The following is a 19,008-nucleotide window of genomic DNA, read 5'->3' on the forward strand; positions in this document are numbered from 1 at the left end:
CCTTAATGTTCACCTCCGGGAGTCAAAGGAGAGATCCACAGGTCTGTATTCTCAAGCAGGTGAGCCAGCTGCAGCATCTCATGCTCTCTTCCTTTAGCAGACATAAACTGAACACCCATAGGCAGCCCAGACTTACTAAGATGAAGGGGGAGGCTCATAGCCGGTGTACCTGTCAAATTAGCAAGCTGTGTGAACGGAGTGTAAGTTAAGCTAGGTTCAAACATGTCATAGATAAGCTCTTGCTGCTTGTCCTTAGATAACTCACTTACCCTAAGCAACTGCTCAATCTTCGCTGGCCCAGGCGTCAGTTCACCAATCTGTGGAGCCGGATAAGCATTGGTCGGTGTGATATAGAAATCATATCGGTCAAAAATAGTGGCCATTTGTGCGGCAGCAACGTCCCACTCTGCAAGACTATGTACAAATTCCGCTGCGGACAATTTTCGGCCAGCCTCTAGGAGCACCCAGCCTTCAATTTCAATATCCTCTGAAGTAATGGTTCTTCCAAGTCCACGCTCCATCTTCAGTACCATAGCTGCCATCTCACCGCTGTTCATCATATAATAGTTCTCCATGAGATGAACACCGTTTACTGGACTTTGCTTTTCTTCGACAAGATGTCCTTCGGATTCCAGGTATTTCACGACCTTGAGCACTGCCTCCTTGGCATCCTCACTGACAGGCGTGCCTACTGGAGAATCCATCGTATAGGCAATTCGATATTTCCGTTCAAGCGATAAATACATATCCTCCAAGTGCCTTCCAGGGTACAGCGGAACTTGGAATGCAGCTTCGTTCTGAATCACCTGCAGTACATCGAGTAGTGCCGCACTGTCCCTCACCGTTCTCGATAGGGCAAAATCAATGGATGCACCCTGCCACTGCCGGCCAACCCCGGGGCCTACAGGAGTACGTCCACGGGTAGGCTTTAATCCAAACAGTCCACTGAACGAAGCGGGAATGCGAATTGATCCTCCGCCATCACTTGCTCCGGCGATGGGTACCATGCCGGAAGCAACGGCTGATGCCGATCCTCCACTGGAGCCGCCGGGAGAGTGGCCTGTATTCCATGGGTTTCTTGAAGGGCCGTGCAGCTTAGGCTCGGTAATATTCTTAAGACCAAATTCCGGGGTATTCGTGTGTCCGATCGGAATAAAACCGGCTCTCCGAAGCTTGGCTACATAATGAGAATCGTAGAGCGGCCTGTGTTCAGCAAATAATTTGGAGCCTGATGTCAGAGGCTCTCCAGCAATGGCTTGTGAAATGTCTTTGAGCAATATGGGGACACCTGCAAATGGCTGGGCGAGTGTGTTCACCTCACCTGCTTCTTGCAGTGCAGCTTCGTAGCGAGTACGGACCACCGCATTCAGCTCAGGATTCAACTGATCGATCTGTTCAATGGCAGCAGTTACAAGCTCTACTGGAGAAATTTGTTTATCTCTTATCAACTGGGCGAGCCCTACTGCGTCATATGATGTATACGGAAAAGAAGTCATAGGCTAATTGATCATCCCTTTCTAATCGTTCTCTCTATCATAACGCATATATCTGTCAGGTTTCCATGTGCAGTTGGAGGAGAGATGGAGGAGAAAGTGAAAATTCATTTAGATATAAAAAGTCGCCGTCCAAACGGACAGCGACTTTACAATAACTCTTTAAGATCTAAAAGACATAGAGATCAAAATCCAGCTCAGCTCCAATGTCATTCACGAATGAGATCGTATCAATATCTAAATAAATGGCGGGTGTCTGATTCTGTTCAATTTTTATAACGATAAAGAATTTATAAAATAAGTCATGTGATCTTTTTAATTCGAGCAATTCATTCTTTTTGTTTTTTAGGACAGAAATCAATTTATTCAACTGCATATTTATATCCAGAGATTCCTCGTATCCAGTACTGATCGACCATGCGGATTCTTTCCGAACGATGTCGCGGTTCTTTATTTTGTCTCCCTTAGTATAGAACTCTGAGGGTGCGATCTCTAGTTGACTTGTTATATCCTCAGCAGTGAAAAGTTCGCCGATGATTGAAAACTCAGTCATAACCGAAGTAGTATGCATCCTTCTTAATCCTTTCATCTCATGTCGTCCGCGAGACCAGCTGCTGGCTGCTCTGTTGCTGCTGACGAGCAAATATAAACAATGTTGTCCAGATCAGCACAAAACCAATGAGCTGAGCAGGAGTTACCAACTGTCCAAAAGCGATCCAGTTCACGAGCACACCCATCATCGGGAAGCTAAGCTCCGCAAGGGTAGCCATCGATGCTTTGGTCGAAGATAAGCCTTTATAATATAGCAGCAGACTGAGCAGTCCAGGAAGCAATGCCTGTGCCAACAAGTTAACTCCGATGCTTGCAAGATCCGCTCCTGCCTGTGGAAGATTCATCGATGCTCCTTCCAGCCAGGTCATGATGAGGAGTAAAGGCAGTGCGAGTACATATCGCAGGGAGGTTACCGTCTTGTATTGCGCCTGGCCAAGAAGCAGGCGTCCCATCACCGTGGATCCACCCCATAAAGCTGCGGCGAGTAAGGATAAGAGGCTTCCCAACTTAATCCATTCGCTATTCGTTCCAAAAGGAATGGTGAATCCAAAGGTAAGCAAATACGTTCCTACAATAGCAATGATGAAGAAGAAGCCGAAACGTTTGGGCAGCGTCTCCTTAAGAATCAGCTTTGCGAGCAGGATGGCAAAAATCGGCTGCATTTTTTGCAGCAGCACAACCGCATTCAGATCACCACTGGACAGAGCCATCGTAAAAATAACGGTAGCCAGTGCAGAACCTCCCCAAGAGATGACAAGCAGAGCGAATACATGCTTTAAACGCAGGTTTTTCAGTTCAGATCGATTGACCCATAGAATCGGTACAGCAACCAGACAGACAAGAAGATGCTCAATCAGGACGACTTGTGTCGAGGTCATGTAGTCCAGCAGATGAATACGGAACAGGGGACCGATGCCCCACAGTGCTGCCCCGAGTGCGACGAGCCAGAAGCCGGTTGAGCCGGCTGCAGGTAATGCTTTTTTGTTCGTGTGTTCCATAATCCAAACTCCTTCGTAATTGAGAATTTGAATATGGTATCTTCAGATAGTAAAAAACCCCCGTGAATACGCACATGTAGCCATGCACGATCAACAGGGGTGATCAAATAAACATGCGTATTAATATAACAACCGCATGTAATCGATGATCTTCTCTCATCCGGACTGTAACCGTCGGCCTTGGAATTGCACCAAGTCAGTCGCGTGCGCAAGGAATGCTTGAGCAGCGAGTCGCGGGCTTCGCTCTTCATTGCAAGAACGTCACCGCCGATTGGGAATTTCACCCTACCCCGAAGATCCATTATTCATTTATTAAGATAATATAAAATCGTAAGTAAATAATTAGTTGTAACCTACTCAAACATAATAATATAGAAAGCGCTATCGTAGCAACACTTATTTTTCGCCGGTTGGTCAATTAATAATAAAAATTCAAGTTCAGGGCAATCTGTTACCGAGGCTTTAGCCATATAATTCTAATTGAATGATGAAAGTTGACAACCCGTGCTAACTTTCGCATAATAATTGTTTGTGCTTAATTGCACTAAAGCGTTGCAACATTCATCTAGGAGTGACATTATGGATTTATTTCGCAAGAAGCATTTTGACCTGAACAAGGGAACCGGCCTCAAGAAGACACTCGGGGCGCTGGATCTGATATCACTTGGGGTCGGTGCTATTATTGGTACCGGTATTTTCGTCATTACCGGACAAGCCGCTGCAGAGCATGCTGGGCCCGCACTAATGATCTCCTTCGTTATTGCCGCCATCGCCTGTATTCTGGCAGCGTTGTGTTACTCAGAACTGGCTTCCACAGTTACTGTATCGGGTAGTGCCTATGCATACAGCTATGCTGCATTCGGTGAAGTGGTCGGTTGGTTAATGGGCTGGACACTGGTACTTGAGTATGGTGTTGCTGCGGCATCGGTAGCAAGCGGATGGTCAGCCTATGTACAAGGGCTGCTGGAAGGCTTTGGCATACATCTTCCCACCGCTATATCCGGTGCTTTTAATTTGTCGCAGGGACAAATCATAGATTTGCCGGCCGTTCTCATTATTATGGCTATATGCTTATTACTCACCCAGGGAGCGAGGGAAACGGCAAGATTTAATGCAATTATGGTTTTTGTCAAAATAGCAGTCATCATCATTTTCATTCTGGTTGGTGCATTTTATGTTAAGCCTGACAATTGGACTCCTTTCATGCCGTTTGGTTTCTCTGGGGTAATGAGTGGCGCGGCTGTTGTGTTTTTTGCCTATATTGGATTTGATGCGGTGGCTACAGCGGCTGAAGAAGTCAAAAACCCGCAGCGTAATCTTCCTATAGGAATTATTGGATCACTTATTGTATGTATGATTATGTATTCACTTGTTGCCGTCGTCCTGACGGGGATGGTTCCTTTTACGAATCTTGGAGTTGCAGACCCTGTAGCCTTCGCATTACGCTTTGTAGGACAAGACTTTGTAGCAGGACTTATTTCAGTGGGAGCCATTGTGGGTATTACGACGGTGCTGCTCGTTCTATTGTTTAGTCAGACCCGGCTCTTGTTTGCGATCTCTCGGGATGGACTGCTGCCTAAGTTCTTATCTAAAGTGGATGAGAAGAAACAGACCCCTGTTCGCAGTACATGGATGGTAGGCATTATTATCGCACTCCTGTGCGGATTGCTGCCGCTGGATCAGCTTGCCAGCTTGACCATCATTGGAACCCTGTTTGCATTTGCTGTCGTATCCCTTGGTGTTATTGGTCTGCGCAAGTCCAGACCAGATCTCAAACGAGGATTTTCTGTACCGTGGGTGCCGTTTCTTCCACTGCTGAGCGCTGCATTCTGTGTGCTGCTGATGCTTCAGCTGGACGGATCAACTTGGGGTGGATTTGCCGTATGGATTCTCGTCGGTCTAGGTATTTATTTCTTCTATGGATACCGGCACAGTGAGCTTGGAGACAAACCATCTAAGAAATAATAACAAGAATAAAGTACAACCATTTTCGCCCTTCTGATAGAGATCAGGAGGGCGAAATGTATTACAGAATAAAGAGGAACAAGTAACAGTTTTGACTCTCATTCAAAATAAAGTATGCTATAATGTCTAACTTAGAGGACAGCCTTAACAGGCACAAAGAGGTGGAATAGCATGCGAGAAACGACAAAGCGGGCTCTAGTATGTATGCTTATGATCACACTTGCGCTGACAGCTTGCACATCTTCGGAACCCGAGGAGGCTCAGCCAGTAGTCGTAAAGGAAGAGCAGCTGGAAGATGGCCAGACGATAACACTTATTGAACCTAGCAATTATGAAGTCGCTGAAGTAAACAAATATCAAATTCAGACACGATTAACAGATTTTCAACTAATCCATGGTTATGGCGGTCTGGCTTGGGGAGTGACGAGAAGCGAGCTTCGTTTATATTATACCCGTGACAATGGGGAGACCTGGACGAATATTTCTCCTTCATCTAATGTGAAGTTCGCGACGAATCCAGTTTACGGAGAGGATATTTTTTTCCTGGATGGCATGAATGGGTGGATTGTTCGTTCCGGAACAGATGGAACTGACAATGTGGTACTGCGAACAAATGATGGTGGAGAGAGCTGGATGATTTCTTCGCTCGAGGAAACTCAGAAGGTAACAGCGCTTCACTTTGCTTCAGCTAAGGAAGGCTTCTTAATGACAAGTGACAATGCTGGTACGGGTAAAGAGGAGAAGAAAATATTCTCGACGCTTGACGGGGGAATGAATTGGTCTGAAGTGATGACAAGTTCTCCGCTTCAGCAAACGAATCATGCCATACCGCTGCGCGGATATGCTGAGGGTATGCAGTTCATCGACGGAGAGCGCGGTGTTGTATCCGTGCTGGAGCTTGGGGCTCCTAAGATTTATTTAACCCAGAATGCGGGGAAAGCCTGGTCTATTAACGAGCCGTATTTCAACAGATCCTCATCATTGTATGAGTCCTGTTCTTCTTATTCTCTTGGCGAGATTGAGAGCTTAAGTACGGACCATCAGAAACTGTATCTTCCTTTAGGCTGTGCGGAAGGCAGCGGAGTTCAGTACAGCGGTCTGTTTACGACAGATGGAGGCTCCATATGGGAGCATGTCCAGTTTAATCTGCCTTCACAGAGTGGGGTGAACAAGGATTTGTATCCGACTTTTGTCAGTGAGTCTGAAGGCTGGGCATTGCAAGGCACTTATGTCTATCATACGAGGAATCAAGGCGAAGATTGGGACAGACTGCCTGTGAGTGAAGTTCTCTCAGAGAAGCTTGTAGAATATCCTGAGGTTGTCAAGCTGCAGTTCGTAAGCCCTAAAGTAGGGTGGGTGCTGCTTGAGAATGCTAGTGAGAAAAAATCAATATTAATGCAATCAATGGATGGCGGGACCAGTTGGAGTGTCCTTTAAGATTAATCCCATGAAGTATTTCTTACCCGAACTGACAAGTTGACCGTACTACGGCATATACATAAACAAGTAGTCGGTTATTTTCAGACAAGAATTAGAGGACGGGAGGAGACGGCATGGGATTTGAATCTTTCTGGATGTTTGATTTTTTCGGAACGGTATTCCCGGCGGTATTTGTCGTGATTCTCGGTATTATCGCATTGACCCTGGGAAAAGAGCTCCTTGCTTGGGGACGGAACAACAAGCAGCCGGTATTGACTGTCTCTTCAAGAATTACAGGAAGAAGGATTCAGGTATCACAGCAGAGTCAAAGCGAAGGGCAGAATACGCGGACACTCTATTTTATTACATTCGAAGTGGACAGTGGAGATCGGATTGAGTTCAAGGTTGGCGGAGATGAGTATGGTTTATGCTCTGAAGGCGATGAAGGCCAGCTTACTTTTCAGGGGACTAGATATCTCGGGTTCAAGCGCTATAACAGAGTATATACCGAACGTGTTCGAGGTTAGTATGTGAAGGATCAGCCGTCCCAATGGGGCGGCTTTTTGTTTTCCAGCTGAATTGTACCGTTTCAATTGAGATATACTGGATTAATTATTCTTTATTAGGGGGATTGTTTATATTTCGTTAAGAAATTGATTCGGATATATGTTAATACTTAAATTGTGTAATATATTGTTATCAGAGAACTATAGCTGGTTCTAATCTCTAGTCGTAAGGAGAGGTATCATGAAATTCAAAGATGATGTCGTCATCGTTACAGGCGCAGCGCAAGGTATTGGTAAAGTTGTAGCTGAAGCATACGCTGAGCAGGGAGCGAAGGTGGTCCTTGCCGATCAAAATGAAGAAAAAGGGGCCGCGGCAGCCGCAGCCATTCGTCAAAAAGGTGAAACTGCCATATTTGTTGCCTGCGATGTTAGGTCTGAAGAAGCAATTGTACATTTAATGAATACAGCCATGCGGGAATATGGGAAGATCGATATCCTGATTAACAACGCAGGTTATGGCATCTGGAAGTCTCCGCTTGAATTGTCCCTGAATGAATGGGATGATGTCATGAACACCAATGTTCGCAGCTGTTTTTTAACGACAAGAGAAGCGGCTAAATATATGGGGAATAATAAACAGGGCGGTGCTGTAATCAATATGGCCTCCACGAGAGCGACGATGTCCGAGCCGAACTCTGAAGCCTATGCTGCTTCCAAAGGAGCTATTGTTGCACTGACTCATGCGATGGCTGTTTCACTGGCAGATAAACGGATTCGGGTCAATAGTATTAGTCCGGGATGGATTGAAAAAGGAGACTACAGTAAACTTAGAGAAATAGATCATGTCCAGCATCCGTCGCAAAGAGTTGGCAAGCCGGAGGATATTGCAAGAGCTTGTTTATTTTTAACGGCACCTGACAATGATTTTGTAACTGGCGAGAACCTGGTCATTGATGGCGGTATGACAAGAAAAATGATATATGAGCCCTAATCCTGGGACTGGAATCGAATAATCAGGCTAAAGACCGAATATAGAAGAATGAGCCCAAGTTGAGCACCTGGGCTCATTCTTTTACTTTTGTCCACTGCTATAATAGCGTTGGTTCAAAAAAGAGAGGAGAATTGGAGGGAGGATATGATACGCAATCAATCCCGCGGTTTATTATGGGTTGTCTTATTCATAAGTGTTATATTTATGACTGCTTTTGAATCGACAAATTCATCTACGCGGGCAACATGGTTATGGCAGGCAGAGACCATTGCAGATGGCGGCCAAGATGTACTGGAATATGCCGACAATCAAAATATTGATCATATTTACTTAAGAATTGATATGAATCAGCCAGAGGAAATGTACCAGACCTTTGTACGAAATGCTCAGGAGCGGGGAATCAAGGTTGATGCACTCGCAGGCCATCCTTACTGGGCGACAGAAGGTGGAAGAGAACGGCTGCTTCAATTTGCTAACTGGGTTGTTGATTACAATGCTGAATCTGAGGAATCGGAACAGTTTGCAGGAATTCATCTTGATATTGAACCCTATGTCCTGAATGATTGGAGCGAAGACAGCGAGCCTGTCATTCAATCCTATTTAACCAATCTTGAGCTGTTTTTAGACATTGCGAATCAGGATGCTTCCCTAATCAGTGCCATTGATCTGCCTTTTTGGTATGACCAATATGAAGTGCCTGAGACCGATACGCCGCTAATTCAATGGTTCATGAGCAGGTTTGATCAAATAACTTTAATGGCTTACCGTGATAAAGCGATGGGTGACGACAGCATTTCTCATGTGATTGAGCAAGAGATGGAATGGTCGGAAGCTTATGATGCGAAGATGGTTGTCGCTGTAAACACAAAACCGATGCCAGGTGAAGAGTACACCTCATTTGCAGGCAAATCAGCGGAAGAAATGGAAGCTGTACTTAACGAGGTGTCATTATCACTGCAGGAATACCGCAATTTTGCCGGCGTAGCGGTGCATGATTATGTGTATTGGTCTAACCTTAGCGAAAACGGTACAGAACCTGAGCCAACGCCAGAACCTGAGCCAACGCCAGAACCTGAGCCAACGCCGGAACCTGAGCCAACGCCGGAACCTGAGCCAACACCGGAGCCTGAGCCAACGCCAGAACCTGAGCCAACGCCGGAACCTGAGCCAACGCCAGAACCTGAGCCAACGCCGGAACCTGAGCCAACGCCGGAACCTGAGCCAACGCCAGAACCTGAGCCAACGCCGGAACCTGAGCCAACGCCGGAACCTGAGCCAACACCGGAGCCTGAGCAGGGCTCTATTCGTGGGACGTACATTTGGCAAGCAGAGCAAGTGATTCATGACAGTGAACGCGTGCTCGAATTTGTAGAAGAGAAAAATATAAATTATTTGTATGTAAGACTTGATCTGGAGCAGCCGTTTGAGCTGTATCGAAATTTTGTCAGCCAGGCAGCAGCCATGGGGATTGAGGTTCATGCAATGGGAGGCCATCCGATATGGGGGCTTGAAGAGAACCGACCTCGTATTACCCGGTTAATCAATTATGTTAAGGAATATAATCAGCATGCTTCGGAGCAGGAGAAATTCCATGGTATCCATGTTGATGTAGAGCCGTATACAAATGAAGCCTGGCATATTGATCGTGACCGTGTACTTACAGAATGGGCTGCAAATATGGAATACTTTGCACAAGAAACCAAAAGAAATTCTGATCTGGAGACGAGTGCCGATCTTGCTGTATGGCTTGACGCATATGAGCTTCCAGGGAAAAATATGACGGTTAGCGAATGGATGATTCAGACACTTGATCATATTTCACTCATGGCCTTCCGTGATACCGCAGAGGGATCAAACGGGATAGCAGCAGTTGCAGCACGAGAAATGGAGATTGCAGACCGTTTAGGTAAGCCGCTTCTCGTCTCTGTTGAGATGAAACAAAGCCATGAAGGCGATCATATTACCTTCTATGAAGAAGGAGAAGCTTACATGGAAGAAGAGCTTGCTAAATTACCGGATTTGCTTGCTAACTATGAAGCTTACCAAGGGTATGTTGTTCATTCCTACGATTATTGGATTACTGCTAATCCTTAATGAAAATGATGAAATGCATGACAGATATTACAGAGCTGCCCACGTCAGGGCGGCTCTTTTTTTCGTCTATAGACGATTATACATATTTAGGATAGATAAAAAGAGACAAATCTGTTACACCACATGAACGAGGTGGAGAATTGGAGCAGATATCATTACAGATGCCCAAACCATGTTTATCATGGGGCAAATTGAGGAAGCAGCTTGGAAGGCCGAGGTTGAAAGATGGAGAACGAGCGCCGGAGATCAAATGACAGCAGAATATAAAGAATCCTACGAGAATACAAAATAAGAGTTACCGAAGAAGGCAATGGAGGTCTTTCCCGCGAATATTTGAATAGGAATAAACATTTAATTGTAACCGCATTCATTGAGAGTCGGGAGGGGAAATGAAGAATGAGAGGTATCCTTTGCGAACAAATCGGAACATTTCGTTATGCTACAGATTTACCGGAGCCAGAACCGGGGCAGGATGAAGCAGTGATTGAAATAAAGCGGGTCGGTATTTGCGGTACCGACCTGCACGCCTATAAAGGGAACCAGCCTTTTTTTGAATATCCGCGCATCTTAGGACATGAACTGGCTGGAATCGTCACAAAGATTAGCAACCGTGATCAAGGCATATTACCAGGAGACCAAGTTAGCATTATTCCTTATTTACACTGTAATCATTGCATAGCCTGCAGATCTGGCAGAACCAACTGCTGCATGCAGCTTCAAGTGTTGGGAGTACATGTTGACGGCGGTATGCGAGAAAGAATTAAGGTTCCGATATCACATTTATTAAAGACAGAAGGATTATCACTGGATCAGACAGCGATGATCGAGCCGCTGGCTATTGGTGCTCATGCGGTTCGCCGAGCCGGAATTTCTCAAGGTGCAGCAGTCCTGGTTATTGGAGGCGGACCGATCGGACTTGGTGTCATGGCACTTGCAAAAGAGGCAGGAGCAAGAGTCATAGCTATGGATGTAAACAAGGAACGATTAGCCTTTTGCCGCTCCTGGGCTAAGGTCGATCTTACCATTAACGCAGCAGAGGAGGATCTACTTGAGCAGGTCTCAAAGTTAACGGCAGGAGAGCTTGCACCCATCGTCATCGATGCAACGGGTAATGTGACATCTATGACAAATGCCTTCGATTATACTGCTCATGGCGGGACTTTGATATATGTAGGTCTCGTTAAGGGCAATATCACATTCAACGACCCAGAGTTTCATAAACGAGAACTAACCATTATGGGTAGCCGGAATGCAACAAAAGAGGATTTCGCTCACGTCATCAAGACCATTTCCACAGGCAGGATCGATATGGATCAGTACATTACCCATCGCGCTCCGTTAGAAGAGATGGCTTATTTGTTTGATGAGTGGCTAAAGCCTGAATCCAAAGTGATTAAAGCCGTAGTGGAATTATAGATGGAAGTCGATTGCAGCTAAAGTATAAATTATATAAATGACCTATATTTCAGGAGGAATCACATGTCTTTATCTGCCGAAACGATGCTATGGTACGACAAACCAGCTCAAAACTGGAATGAAGCCCTTCCGATCGGGAATGGAAGATTAGGAGGTATGGTGTTTGGATTCGTTGAAGAGGAGCAAATCCAATTTAACGAGGATTCGATCTGGTATGGAGGACCTAGAGATCGAAACAACCCGGATGCTCTAGAAAACCTCCCTCGTATTCGCGAGTTACTGTTTGAGGGAAAACTGAAAGAAGCCCATCGTTTATCAGAAGCCGCCTTTTCCGGAACACCACGCAGTCAGAGGCATTACTTAACGGCGGGGGACTTTTTCATTCATTTTGATCATCCTGAAGGGGAGCTGTCCAATTATCGCAGAGAACTCGATTTAGAAAAAGCGGTGACCGTCACAACCTATGAATACGGTGGAATTACCTATCGACGGGAGGTATTTTGCAGTTATCCGGATCAGGTGATGATGATAAGACTTGAAGCGGGCCGCCCTGGTGCATTGTCGCTCACTTCCTGGTTCGACCGGAAAAACGGCAAGCATATGGATGAGTCTCATCGGTATGGAACGGATACGCTTGTTATGACAAATGATTGCGGTGGAAGGGAGGGGCTCGTTTATAGCGCGGCTGCCAAAGCCATCCCTGTCGGTGGAACCGTTAGGGTAGTGGGTGAGCATCTGATGATAGATCAGGCAGATGAGGTTGTTATCCTCCTCGCTGTCGCGAGCACTTTTCGTTTCAAGGACCCAAAGAAGCAATGCTACGAGCTGTTGAATCAGGCCGCAGCTAAGGAATTTAATCTCTTAAAAGAAACACATATTCAGGATTATCAGCATTTGTTTAATAGAGTGCAGCTTAACCTTGGAAAGCCCTCCGAATCGCCTTCTGTTGAACCCGTAAATAAACGGCTGGAAAGGCTGCAATCAGGAGGGGAGGATAAGGGTCTATACGCGTTACATTTTCACTTTGGGCGATATTTGCTTATTTCTAGCAGCCGTCCTGGATCACTGCCAGCCAACCTGCAAGGGATATGGAATGATTCGATGTCTCCGCCTTGGGACAGTAAGTTTACGATTAATATTAATACCCAGATGAATTATTGGCCAGCGGAGAGCTGTAATCTTGCAGAATGTCATCAACCTTTGTTTGAATTGATAGAACGAATGAGGGCGAACGGCCGTGTAACAGCACAGAAAATGTATGGCTGCCGTGGGTTTGTTGCTCACCATAATACCGATATTTGGGCTGATACCGCGCCGCAGGATATTTATCCACCCGCTACACAATGGGTTATGGGCGGCGCTTGGTTGACGCTTCATCTATGGGAACACTATAAATTTAACCCTGATCCAGTATTCTTGGAACAAGCATATGAAACCATGAAAGAGGCTGCCTTGTTTTTTCAAGACTTTCTCGTCGAAAGTCCTGAAGGGTATCTTGTGACCAATCCCTCCGTCTCACCTGAGAATCGTTATGAGCTGCCGAATGGAGAGTCAGGTACACTATGCTATGGTCCTTCTATGGACACTCAAATTTTAACGGAGCTATTGAATGCCTGTATTGAGGCCAGTAAATTGCTGAGCACGGATGAGAATCGCCGTGAGGAATGGGCCATGATCATTTCTCGTCTACCTGATATGAAGGTAGGCAAATATGGTCAACTGCAGGAGTGGCTAGTGGATTATGAAGAACAAGATCCTGGACACAGACACATCTCACATCTGTTTGCTCTTCATCCGGGAACGACGATTCGTCCCGATTCTACACCGGAACTAGCAGATGCGGCCAGGATAACACTTCATAGACGATTGGAGAATGGAGGAGGACATACGGGATGGAGCAGGGCGTGGATTATTAATTTTTGGGCTCGTTTGTTGGACGGAGACCAGGCTTACTATCATACAAGAGAGCTGCTGAGGAAATCAACACTTCCTAACTTGTTTGACAATCACCCTCCATTTCAGATTGACGGCAACTTTGGCGCTGCTGCTGGAATTGCCGAAATGCTGCTGCAAAGTCATCTTGATGGTATTCGAATTCTTCCGGCCTTGCCACAAGCTTGGGAGCAAGGGAGTGTAACAGGGCTCCGCGCAAGAGGAGGCTTCACCGTAGATATGGAATGGAAGGAGCATAAACTGACTAACGGCGTAATTACTTCGGATTGTGGAGAGAAGCTTCGCATTTACTCGGATTCCCTCATCCGTATTACTTCACCAGATGGAAGAGAATTGCCGGCAGAACGCGTTGGGAATTTATTAGAGTTACCGACTGTAAAGGGCGATAAGTATATAATAACTGCTGAGTAAGTTCCTTTGTTGGATGAAGGTGGCCTTGTTATCTAGCGAAGAAGAACGCTATGTTGTATTTACAGAATATTTAAAGATGGAGATTAAGAAATTATTTGTCACTGGTGACACTCCTCCTATTAGGTTATTCGTTATTTTCATTGGTTTTGCTTATCCTGTACACGCTGCTTGATGCGGATACAGGATTTTTTTTGTATTTTTTTTGTAGAGAAGTGTCACGAACTGGGCGAATGCACAATAGGATATAGGGTATTAGGCGCGAGGCTTACGACTTACAGGGGAGGAGGGAACGTAATTGGCGGTTATTAAAGCAAATTCTGAGGATGTAAAAGTGCTCGCAAGGCTGATGAGAGCCGAAGCAGAGGAAGACGGCGAAACAGGGATGCTTCTGGTAGGGAATGTTGGTGTGAACCGGATCCTTGGCGGATGTCTTGATTTTCGTAATATTCGCTCCATTAATGATATGGTATTCCAGTCACCAGGCGGCTTTGAGGCGATTCAAAAAGGATACTTTTATCAAGCGGCGAGAGAGTCGGACATTCGTCTAGCCAGACGTGTAATTAACGGCGAGAAAATATGGCCTGCGAGCAATGCCCTCTGGTTCTTCAGACCAGCTGGAGCATGCCCGGCAACTTGGTATAATCAGCAGAATACGGGAAGATATCGTGCACACTGTTTCTTCAGCCCATCCGGGGCAGATTGTCCGGCAGTTTTTTAGCACAATGATGTACACCTTACTATTAGGGAGGTAATTAAATGTTTAACCAACCATATCAGCCTGTATCGTATAAGATCGGGAATTCGGGGCCTGCAAATGCTCCGAGAAACATGCAAGGGATGCAGGGAGGGATGACTGTCGTTCCACCAGAAGTTACGAGCGGAAGTGTAATGACGCCTAGTGGCACAGTCATCCAACAGAATATTCCGTTTACAGAGCAATCTTTTGTTGAAAATATACTTAGATTGAACCTTGGGAAATATGGTACTTTCTATGCGACATATGAAGGCAACAGAGAGTGGAATGCTAAAGTATTTCAGGGGATCCTTGAAGCAGCAGGCCGTGACCATATTATTATCAGTGATCCAAACACAGGTCAACGGATCATCATCCTGATGGTTAATTTTGATTATGCAACATTTGATGAGCCGCTGAATTATGAATATCCATATGCTCCAACAGCGCCTCGTGGCGGAAGACGTTAATAAATTGGTGTCACATTAAGAATTAGAATAGTCTTTGATCTCCAGTGGGTTAAGAAGTCTGGATATCAAAGACTATTTTATTGCCATTATTTCATCCGGAGCAGCATATATATCAGCAATTGTATGTGGTGTGATGACTCCATACTTGATAAAAAGGAGGTGGACCCGTTACCGAATTCGGGATACGGGACCTTATTTGAGTGACCCTCTATCGTTTGGGATTTATGCAATAATTATATTGGTATTAGCTCTGATCAGCGGGTTATTTGCAGCCCTTGACAGTGCAATTGGCCGATTGTCACTAGTGCGTCATAAGGTGAGCAGCCAGGAGACCGATCGTCAAGAAGCACTGACCATACTAGCAGCTGATAAAGCTAAATATCGCACCACCTGTCAGCTTGGCATATTTCTGCCTGTTATTGGGCTCGGCTGGCTCAGTGAAGCTGCAATCTCCTCGAGATTAGCGCCGGTTCTGGAAAATATGGGTTTAGATATATGGCCAGCGGCAGTGCTGTCTACAACTCTTGCCATTGTTGTCATTACTTTAACCTATCTTGGAGCAGGAAGATGGATCCCCTCCGTGTTGTCTTCTCATTTTCAAGAGCACCTCTTAAGGAAGTCAGGAAGATTTCTTATCTTGTTTACGTTCTTCATGTCCCCTCTCATTTGGTTCTTGAATATAGGAGTGAGAGGTCCTGCTCATCGGGAGAGTACACATCTATCTGTGAAGAGGGAAAAGGTTCAGAGTGAAGAAGAATGGCTGCAGCTTATGAAGGACAGTAAAAACGACGGAATAATTGACGCATTTGAATACACACTGCTTGATAACATATTCGATTTCTCCGCAACAACCGCTAGAGAAATTATGATTCCACGTACGGAGATGATCTGCTTGAATACCGAATGGACGATTCAAGAGAATTTGACTATCGCTAGCATGCAAATGCGGACCCGTTATCCCGTCTGTACCGGTGATAAGGATCAGATTATCGGCTTTGTTCACCTTAAGGATTTGTTTATGTCAGGGATGGAAGAGTATTTAACGACAATTCGTCCCATTCTTTCGGTTCCGGAATCGACCTCAATTGCCATTCTGCTGAAACAAATGAAGATGGAGAGAACTCAGATTGCCATTGTAATTGATGAGTATGGAGGAACCTCTGGACTAGTAACGCTTGAAGATATCGTGGAGGAGATTCTTGGTGAAATCCAAGATGAGTTTGATAATGAGAGGCCGCTTGTGGAATATATAGGAGCTTCTGAATATTCCATTGATGGACTCATTCTGCTGGAGGAGCTTAACCAGCTCTTGTCCCTCGATATTGAAGAGTCTGGCTATGACACCCTTGGCGGCTGGGTATTATCCATGCTGAATTCCTTCCCGCCGAAACCAGGGGATTGCATCTCGTATGGTGATTACCAATATCGGATTGAGGAAGTGGATCATCATCGAATATCCAGAATTGAGGTCAAGAAGAAGACAGTGAGCAATCATAAGGAAGCTGGGGCTTAATTTAATTTATTTATAGTATAGCCATTGTTTAATACTTTGCGGACATTACCGTAAAGTATTTTTTTGTGCCATAGAGTCAATTTCAGAATAACCTCAGCCGCTCTTCTAAGGATCTAAGAGATTCATAATTTTTTGTCATCACCAAATTACAATCTATTAACCTGTGGAACGAGTACAAAACTTCGTCCGTACTATTTGATAGATTTAACCAAATAACATAGTGAGGAATGGTGATGTTAATGTTCAAGTCTAAGAAAACTCAAAAAATGAATGTTGTATTTCCTCTAATGCTCATCTTATCTTTGTTTGCTGCCAGCTTAGCGGGAGCCGAAGAACAACGTGAACCCGGAGCATTAACGTCAAAGCCGCCTGAGGAATCGGGTTTTATTACACCGTTTGCGACTTATCAATATCTTGGTGGTTTTAAATCGGAGTTAACGATGAGTGCCAGCAGTATTTACATAGCAGGACATACAGAAGCGAAGCTTGCTGCTGATTTTGTCAGTGTGGATGTGGCACTGCAAAGATGGGATGGTTCGGCCTGGAGGAACGAAAGATTAATTTCAAATTCAACAACTCATTCCAATAATGTGGAAACTAGCCAGACGGTATACAATTTAACTAAGGGTTATTATTACAGAACGCTCTCTACGCATATGGTTAGAAGCAATGGTACCGTGGAAAAGGCTTCATATTATACACCTGGCTATTTGTATAACTAGCATCTAGAGAATGTGAAAATTCAACATTTAATACGAATAATTCAGATAACAACCATTAATCGAAAAGATAAATAGACCAACAGAACATGAAAAAGGTGTCCTACGTAAATGTAAGACACCTCTTTTTCTCTCAGCTATTCTTTCATTGGAAATTTATTCGTCTCTTGAATGATATTAGCAAATTGAAGGAGCTCTTCCTTTGAAATAGACTTGGACCCCGTCAGCATGACCATTACCAGATTGCTTCGGTAAGTCAGCTGATCATAATCGGAGTCCTCGTAGAAAACAGCGACTGTGCCATCGTCGAGTGTAACTTCCTCAGGAACTCCACTAAATGCTGGAGCTTGCTCTGGTGCACCAGGGTTCACCGAGAACATTTTTTTAATGGAAACCTTAGCTAATCTTTCATCTCCATCAAAGTATTCAATATAAATTTGATCTGATAAGTAGGGGTTTTCCGGATAAAGCGGATTCTCCTGGTCCAGAAGCAGTTGATACTTGATATGCGTTGGAGTCAGCGGGAGATCGAAATTGTTTATATGAAATGTGGTATTGCTGAACGCCTTTTCTTTGGGTACCTCCACGAGAAATAAATTGTGCTGTACACTGTCTTGATTCTCGAATTGGCTGTACAGCTCTTCTGGGTCCCCGCTGAAATTTTGGCTTGGATCCTCAAGCAAACCTGGAGGCGGAGCTGTCTTCGCTCCCGAGAAATCCTGCCTGGGTCCCTGGAACACAAGAACCAAATTATCGCCAACCTGCTGAAGTCTCTGAACAAACGTATTTGCCTGAGTTCCTAACGGAGAGCTGAATATGGTTGCACCTATCGTAATCGAAGCGGCGATAACACCTGCAAGCTGCCAGCGTTTGATTCTTTTCTTGCGTTTTTTTATATTCTTAATTTCGTGATTAACCTTGTTCCAGGATGCTGCCATAGCTTCCTTATTCACTGATGTGGAGGCAGCTGCAGCATTCTCGAAAGCGAGGTCGAAGGCCTCCTCAAACTCTCGTTCGTATACTTCGTCAAATGGCTCATCGAGCCAATCATTTGACTTTTCTTTGCTCATGTGCTGCACCCCACTCTCTATGCAACAATTTTTTGATGCGTTCTCTGGCGCGGAAGAGACGCTGCTTAATGACATCTTCTCTTGTGTCCAGAAGTTCTGCCATCTCACGATAGCTGAGTCCTTCCTTCCATCGTAATTCGATCAGAGACCTGTACTCGGGCTTGAGTTTATCCATATAGCGCTCTATGGATTCCTGCATCATCTTCGTTTCCACTACGGATTCAATTGAGACTGATGTCTGCTGCGCGGTCTCTACATCTAAGAAAACACTGTCCGCGTCAAGTTGGTTACGATATTTTTTATTTTTTCTCAAATAATTAATGGCCGTGTTTTTGGTAACAACCTTCAGCCATGCTTTCAGTTTGGCTTCATTTTCAAATTCGGGCTTATTTTTAATAATTTTGATGAATGCTTCCTGAATAATGTCCTCAGCGGCGGAGTGATCCTTCAACATATATACGATAAACCCGTACATCATCTGATAGTATTCATAGTAGATCTCTCTCTGCAGGGATTCGCCTAGATCATTATAGTCCGCAGCCAACAGCAGTTGGATCCGGTCTGACATAAATATCCCCTCTCTATCATGAAGCTTCTCTATTTTTGGGCAATCATTCCACTATTTTACTATAATTTGAAGGTTTACTCCATAATTTTGAAATATAAGTTGCTATTGTCATTTAGCTGATTCCGTAATAAATGTGA

At 44.9% G+C, this 19,008-nt stretch carries 16 protein-coding genes and 1 riboswitch; of the genes, 11 read left to right on the plus strand and 5 right to left on the minus strand.

The window, feature by feature from the left end; all coding sequences use genetic code 11:
- Positions 1–2: 2 nt before the first annotated feature.
- The 3 genes from BLW49_RS08715 to BLW49_RS08725 all read right to left on the minus strand — a co-directional run bounded on the left by BLW49_RS08715 (position 3) and on the right by BLW49_RS08725 (position 3,043).
- Complete coding sequence (locus tag BLW49_RS08715) at positions 3–1,496, minus strand: amidase (RefSeq protein ID WP_076312727.1); 1,494 nt, start codon at positions 1,494–1,496, stop codon at positions 3–5.
- Positions 1,497–1,662: 166 nt separating this feature from the next.
- A complete protein-coding gene (locus BLW49_RS08720; protein ID WP_177178684.1) occupies positions 1,663–2,064 on the minus strand; it encodes a DUF4279 domain-containing protein in 402 nt (133 codons plus the stop codon).
- 19 nt (positions 2,065–2,083) lie between these two features.
- Entirely contained in the window at positions 2,084–3,043 is a 960-nt protein-coding gene (locus tag BLW49_RS08725) for a DMT family transporter (protein ID WP_076312726.1), read from the minus strand.
- Positions 3,044–3,187: 144 nt separating this feature from the next.
- Positions 3,188–3,345, minus strand: a riboswitch (FMN riboswitch).
- Positions 3,346–3,622: 277 nt separating this feature from the next.
- Here BLW49_RS08725 and BLW49_RS08730 point away from each other — a divergent pair.
- From BLW49_RS08730 to BLW49_RS08785, 11 genes are all read left to right on the plus strand, one after another.
- Positions 3,623–5,008, plus strand: a complete 1,386-nt coding sequence (locus BLW49_RS08730) for an amino acid permease (protein WP_076312725.1) — start codon at positions 3,623–3,625, stop codon at positions 5,006–5,008.
- A 171-nt stretch (positions 5,009–5,179) separates the two neighbouring features.
- Positions 5,180–6,445 (plus strand): WD40/YVTN/BNR-like repeat-containing protein, encoded by a 1,266-nt coding sequence (locus BLW49_RS08735; RefSeq protein ID WP_090724117.1) that lies wholly within the window; start codon positions 5,180–5,182, stop codon positions 6,443–6,445.
- A gap of 116 nt (positions 6,446–6,561) precedes the next feature.
- Entirely contained in the window at positions 6,562–6,954 is a 393-nt protein-coding gene (locus tag BLW49_RS08740) for a DUF2500 domain-containing protein (protein ID WP_076312723.1), read from the plus strand.
- 220 nt (positions 6,955–7,174) lie between these two features.
- Positions 7,175–7,924: an SDR family NAD(P)-dependent oxidoreductase gene (locus tag BLW49_RS08745; protein WP_076312722.1), complete on the plus strand. Its 750-nt coding sequence runs from the start codon at positions 7,175–7,177 to the stop codon at positions 7,922–7,924.
- A gap of 144 nt (positions 7,925–8,068) precedes the next feature.
- Complete coding sequence (locus BLW49_RS28755; protein ID WP_177178685.1) at positions 8,069–10,018, plus strand: hypothetical protein; 1,950 nt, start codon at positions 8,069–8,071, stop codon at positions 10,016–10,018.
- 396 nt (positions 10,019–10,414) lie between these two features.
- Entirely contained in the window at positions 10,415–11,434 is a 1,020-nt protein-coding gene (locus tag BLW49_RS08760) for a zinc-binding alcohol dehydrogenase family protein (RefSeq protein WP_076312721.1), read from the plus strand.
- Between the two features lie 63 nt (positions 11,435–11,497).
- Entirely contained in the window at positions 11,498–13,798 is a 2,301-nt protein-coding gene (locus tag BLW49_RS08765; RefSeq protein ID WP_090724118.1) for a glycoside hydrolase family 95 protein, read from the plus strand.
- 295 nt (positions 13,799–14,093) lie between these two features.
- Positions 14,094–14,516, plus strand: coding sequence for a cell wall hydrolase (locus BLW49_RS08770; protein ID WP_076312719.1), 423 nt, complete (start codon positions 14,094–14,096; stop codon positions 14,514–14,516).
- Between the two features lie 38 nt (positions 14,517–14,554).
- The gene (gene gerQ / locus BLW49_RS08775; RefSeq protein WP_076312718.1) at positions 14,555–15,001 is read left to right on the plus strand and encodes a spore coat protein GerQ; all 447 of its coding nucleotides are present in this window, start codon (positions 14,555–14,557) and stop codon (positions 14,999–15,001) included.
- 34 nt (positions 15,002–15,035) lie between these two features.
- Complete coding sequence (locus tag BLW49_RS08780) at positions 15,036–16,514, plus strand: hemolysin family protein (RefSeq protein ID WP_083655856.1); 1,479 nt, start codon at positions 15,036–15,038, stop codon at positions 16,512–16,514.
- Between the two features lie 233 nt (positions 16,515–16,747).
- Positions 16,748–17,236 carry a DUF6147 family protein gene (locus BLW49_RS08785; protein WP_076312716.1) on the plus strand — a complete coding sequence of 163 codons (489 nt, stop codon included), beginning with the start codon at positions 16,748–16,750 and terminating at the stop codon, positions 17,234–17,236.
- Between the two features lie 134 nt (positions 17,237–17,370).
- On the opposite strand, the gene BLW49_RS08790 is transcribed toward BLW49_RS08785, so the two are convergent.
- Both BLW49_RS08790 and BLW49_RS08795 read right to left on the minus strand, forming a co-directional pair.
- Positions 17,371–18,303 carry a hypothetical protein gene (locus BLW49_RS08790; RefSeq protein WP_090724120.1) on the minus strand — a complete coding sequence of 311 codons (933 nt, stop codon included), beginning with the start codon at positions 18,301–18,303 and terminating at the stop codon, positions 17,371–17,373.
- Positions 18,281–18,871, minus strand: a complete 591-nt coding sequence (locus BLW49_RS08795; RefSeq protein ID WP_076312714.1) for an RNA polymerase sigma factor — start codon at positions 18,869–18,871, stop codon at positions 18,281–18,283. Before BLW49_RS08795 ends, BLW49_RS08790 begins: the two co-directional genes overlap by 23 nt.
- Positions 18,872–19,008 lie beyond the last annotated feature (137 nt).

This window comes from Paenibacillus sp. PDC88 (genome assembly GCF_900106725.1).
Lineage (GTDB): Bacteria > Bacillota > Bacilli > Paenibacillales > Paenibacillaceae > Paenibacillus > Paenibacillus shunpengii.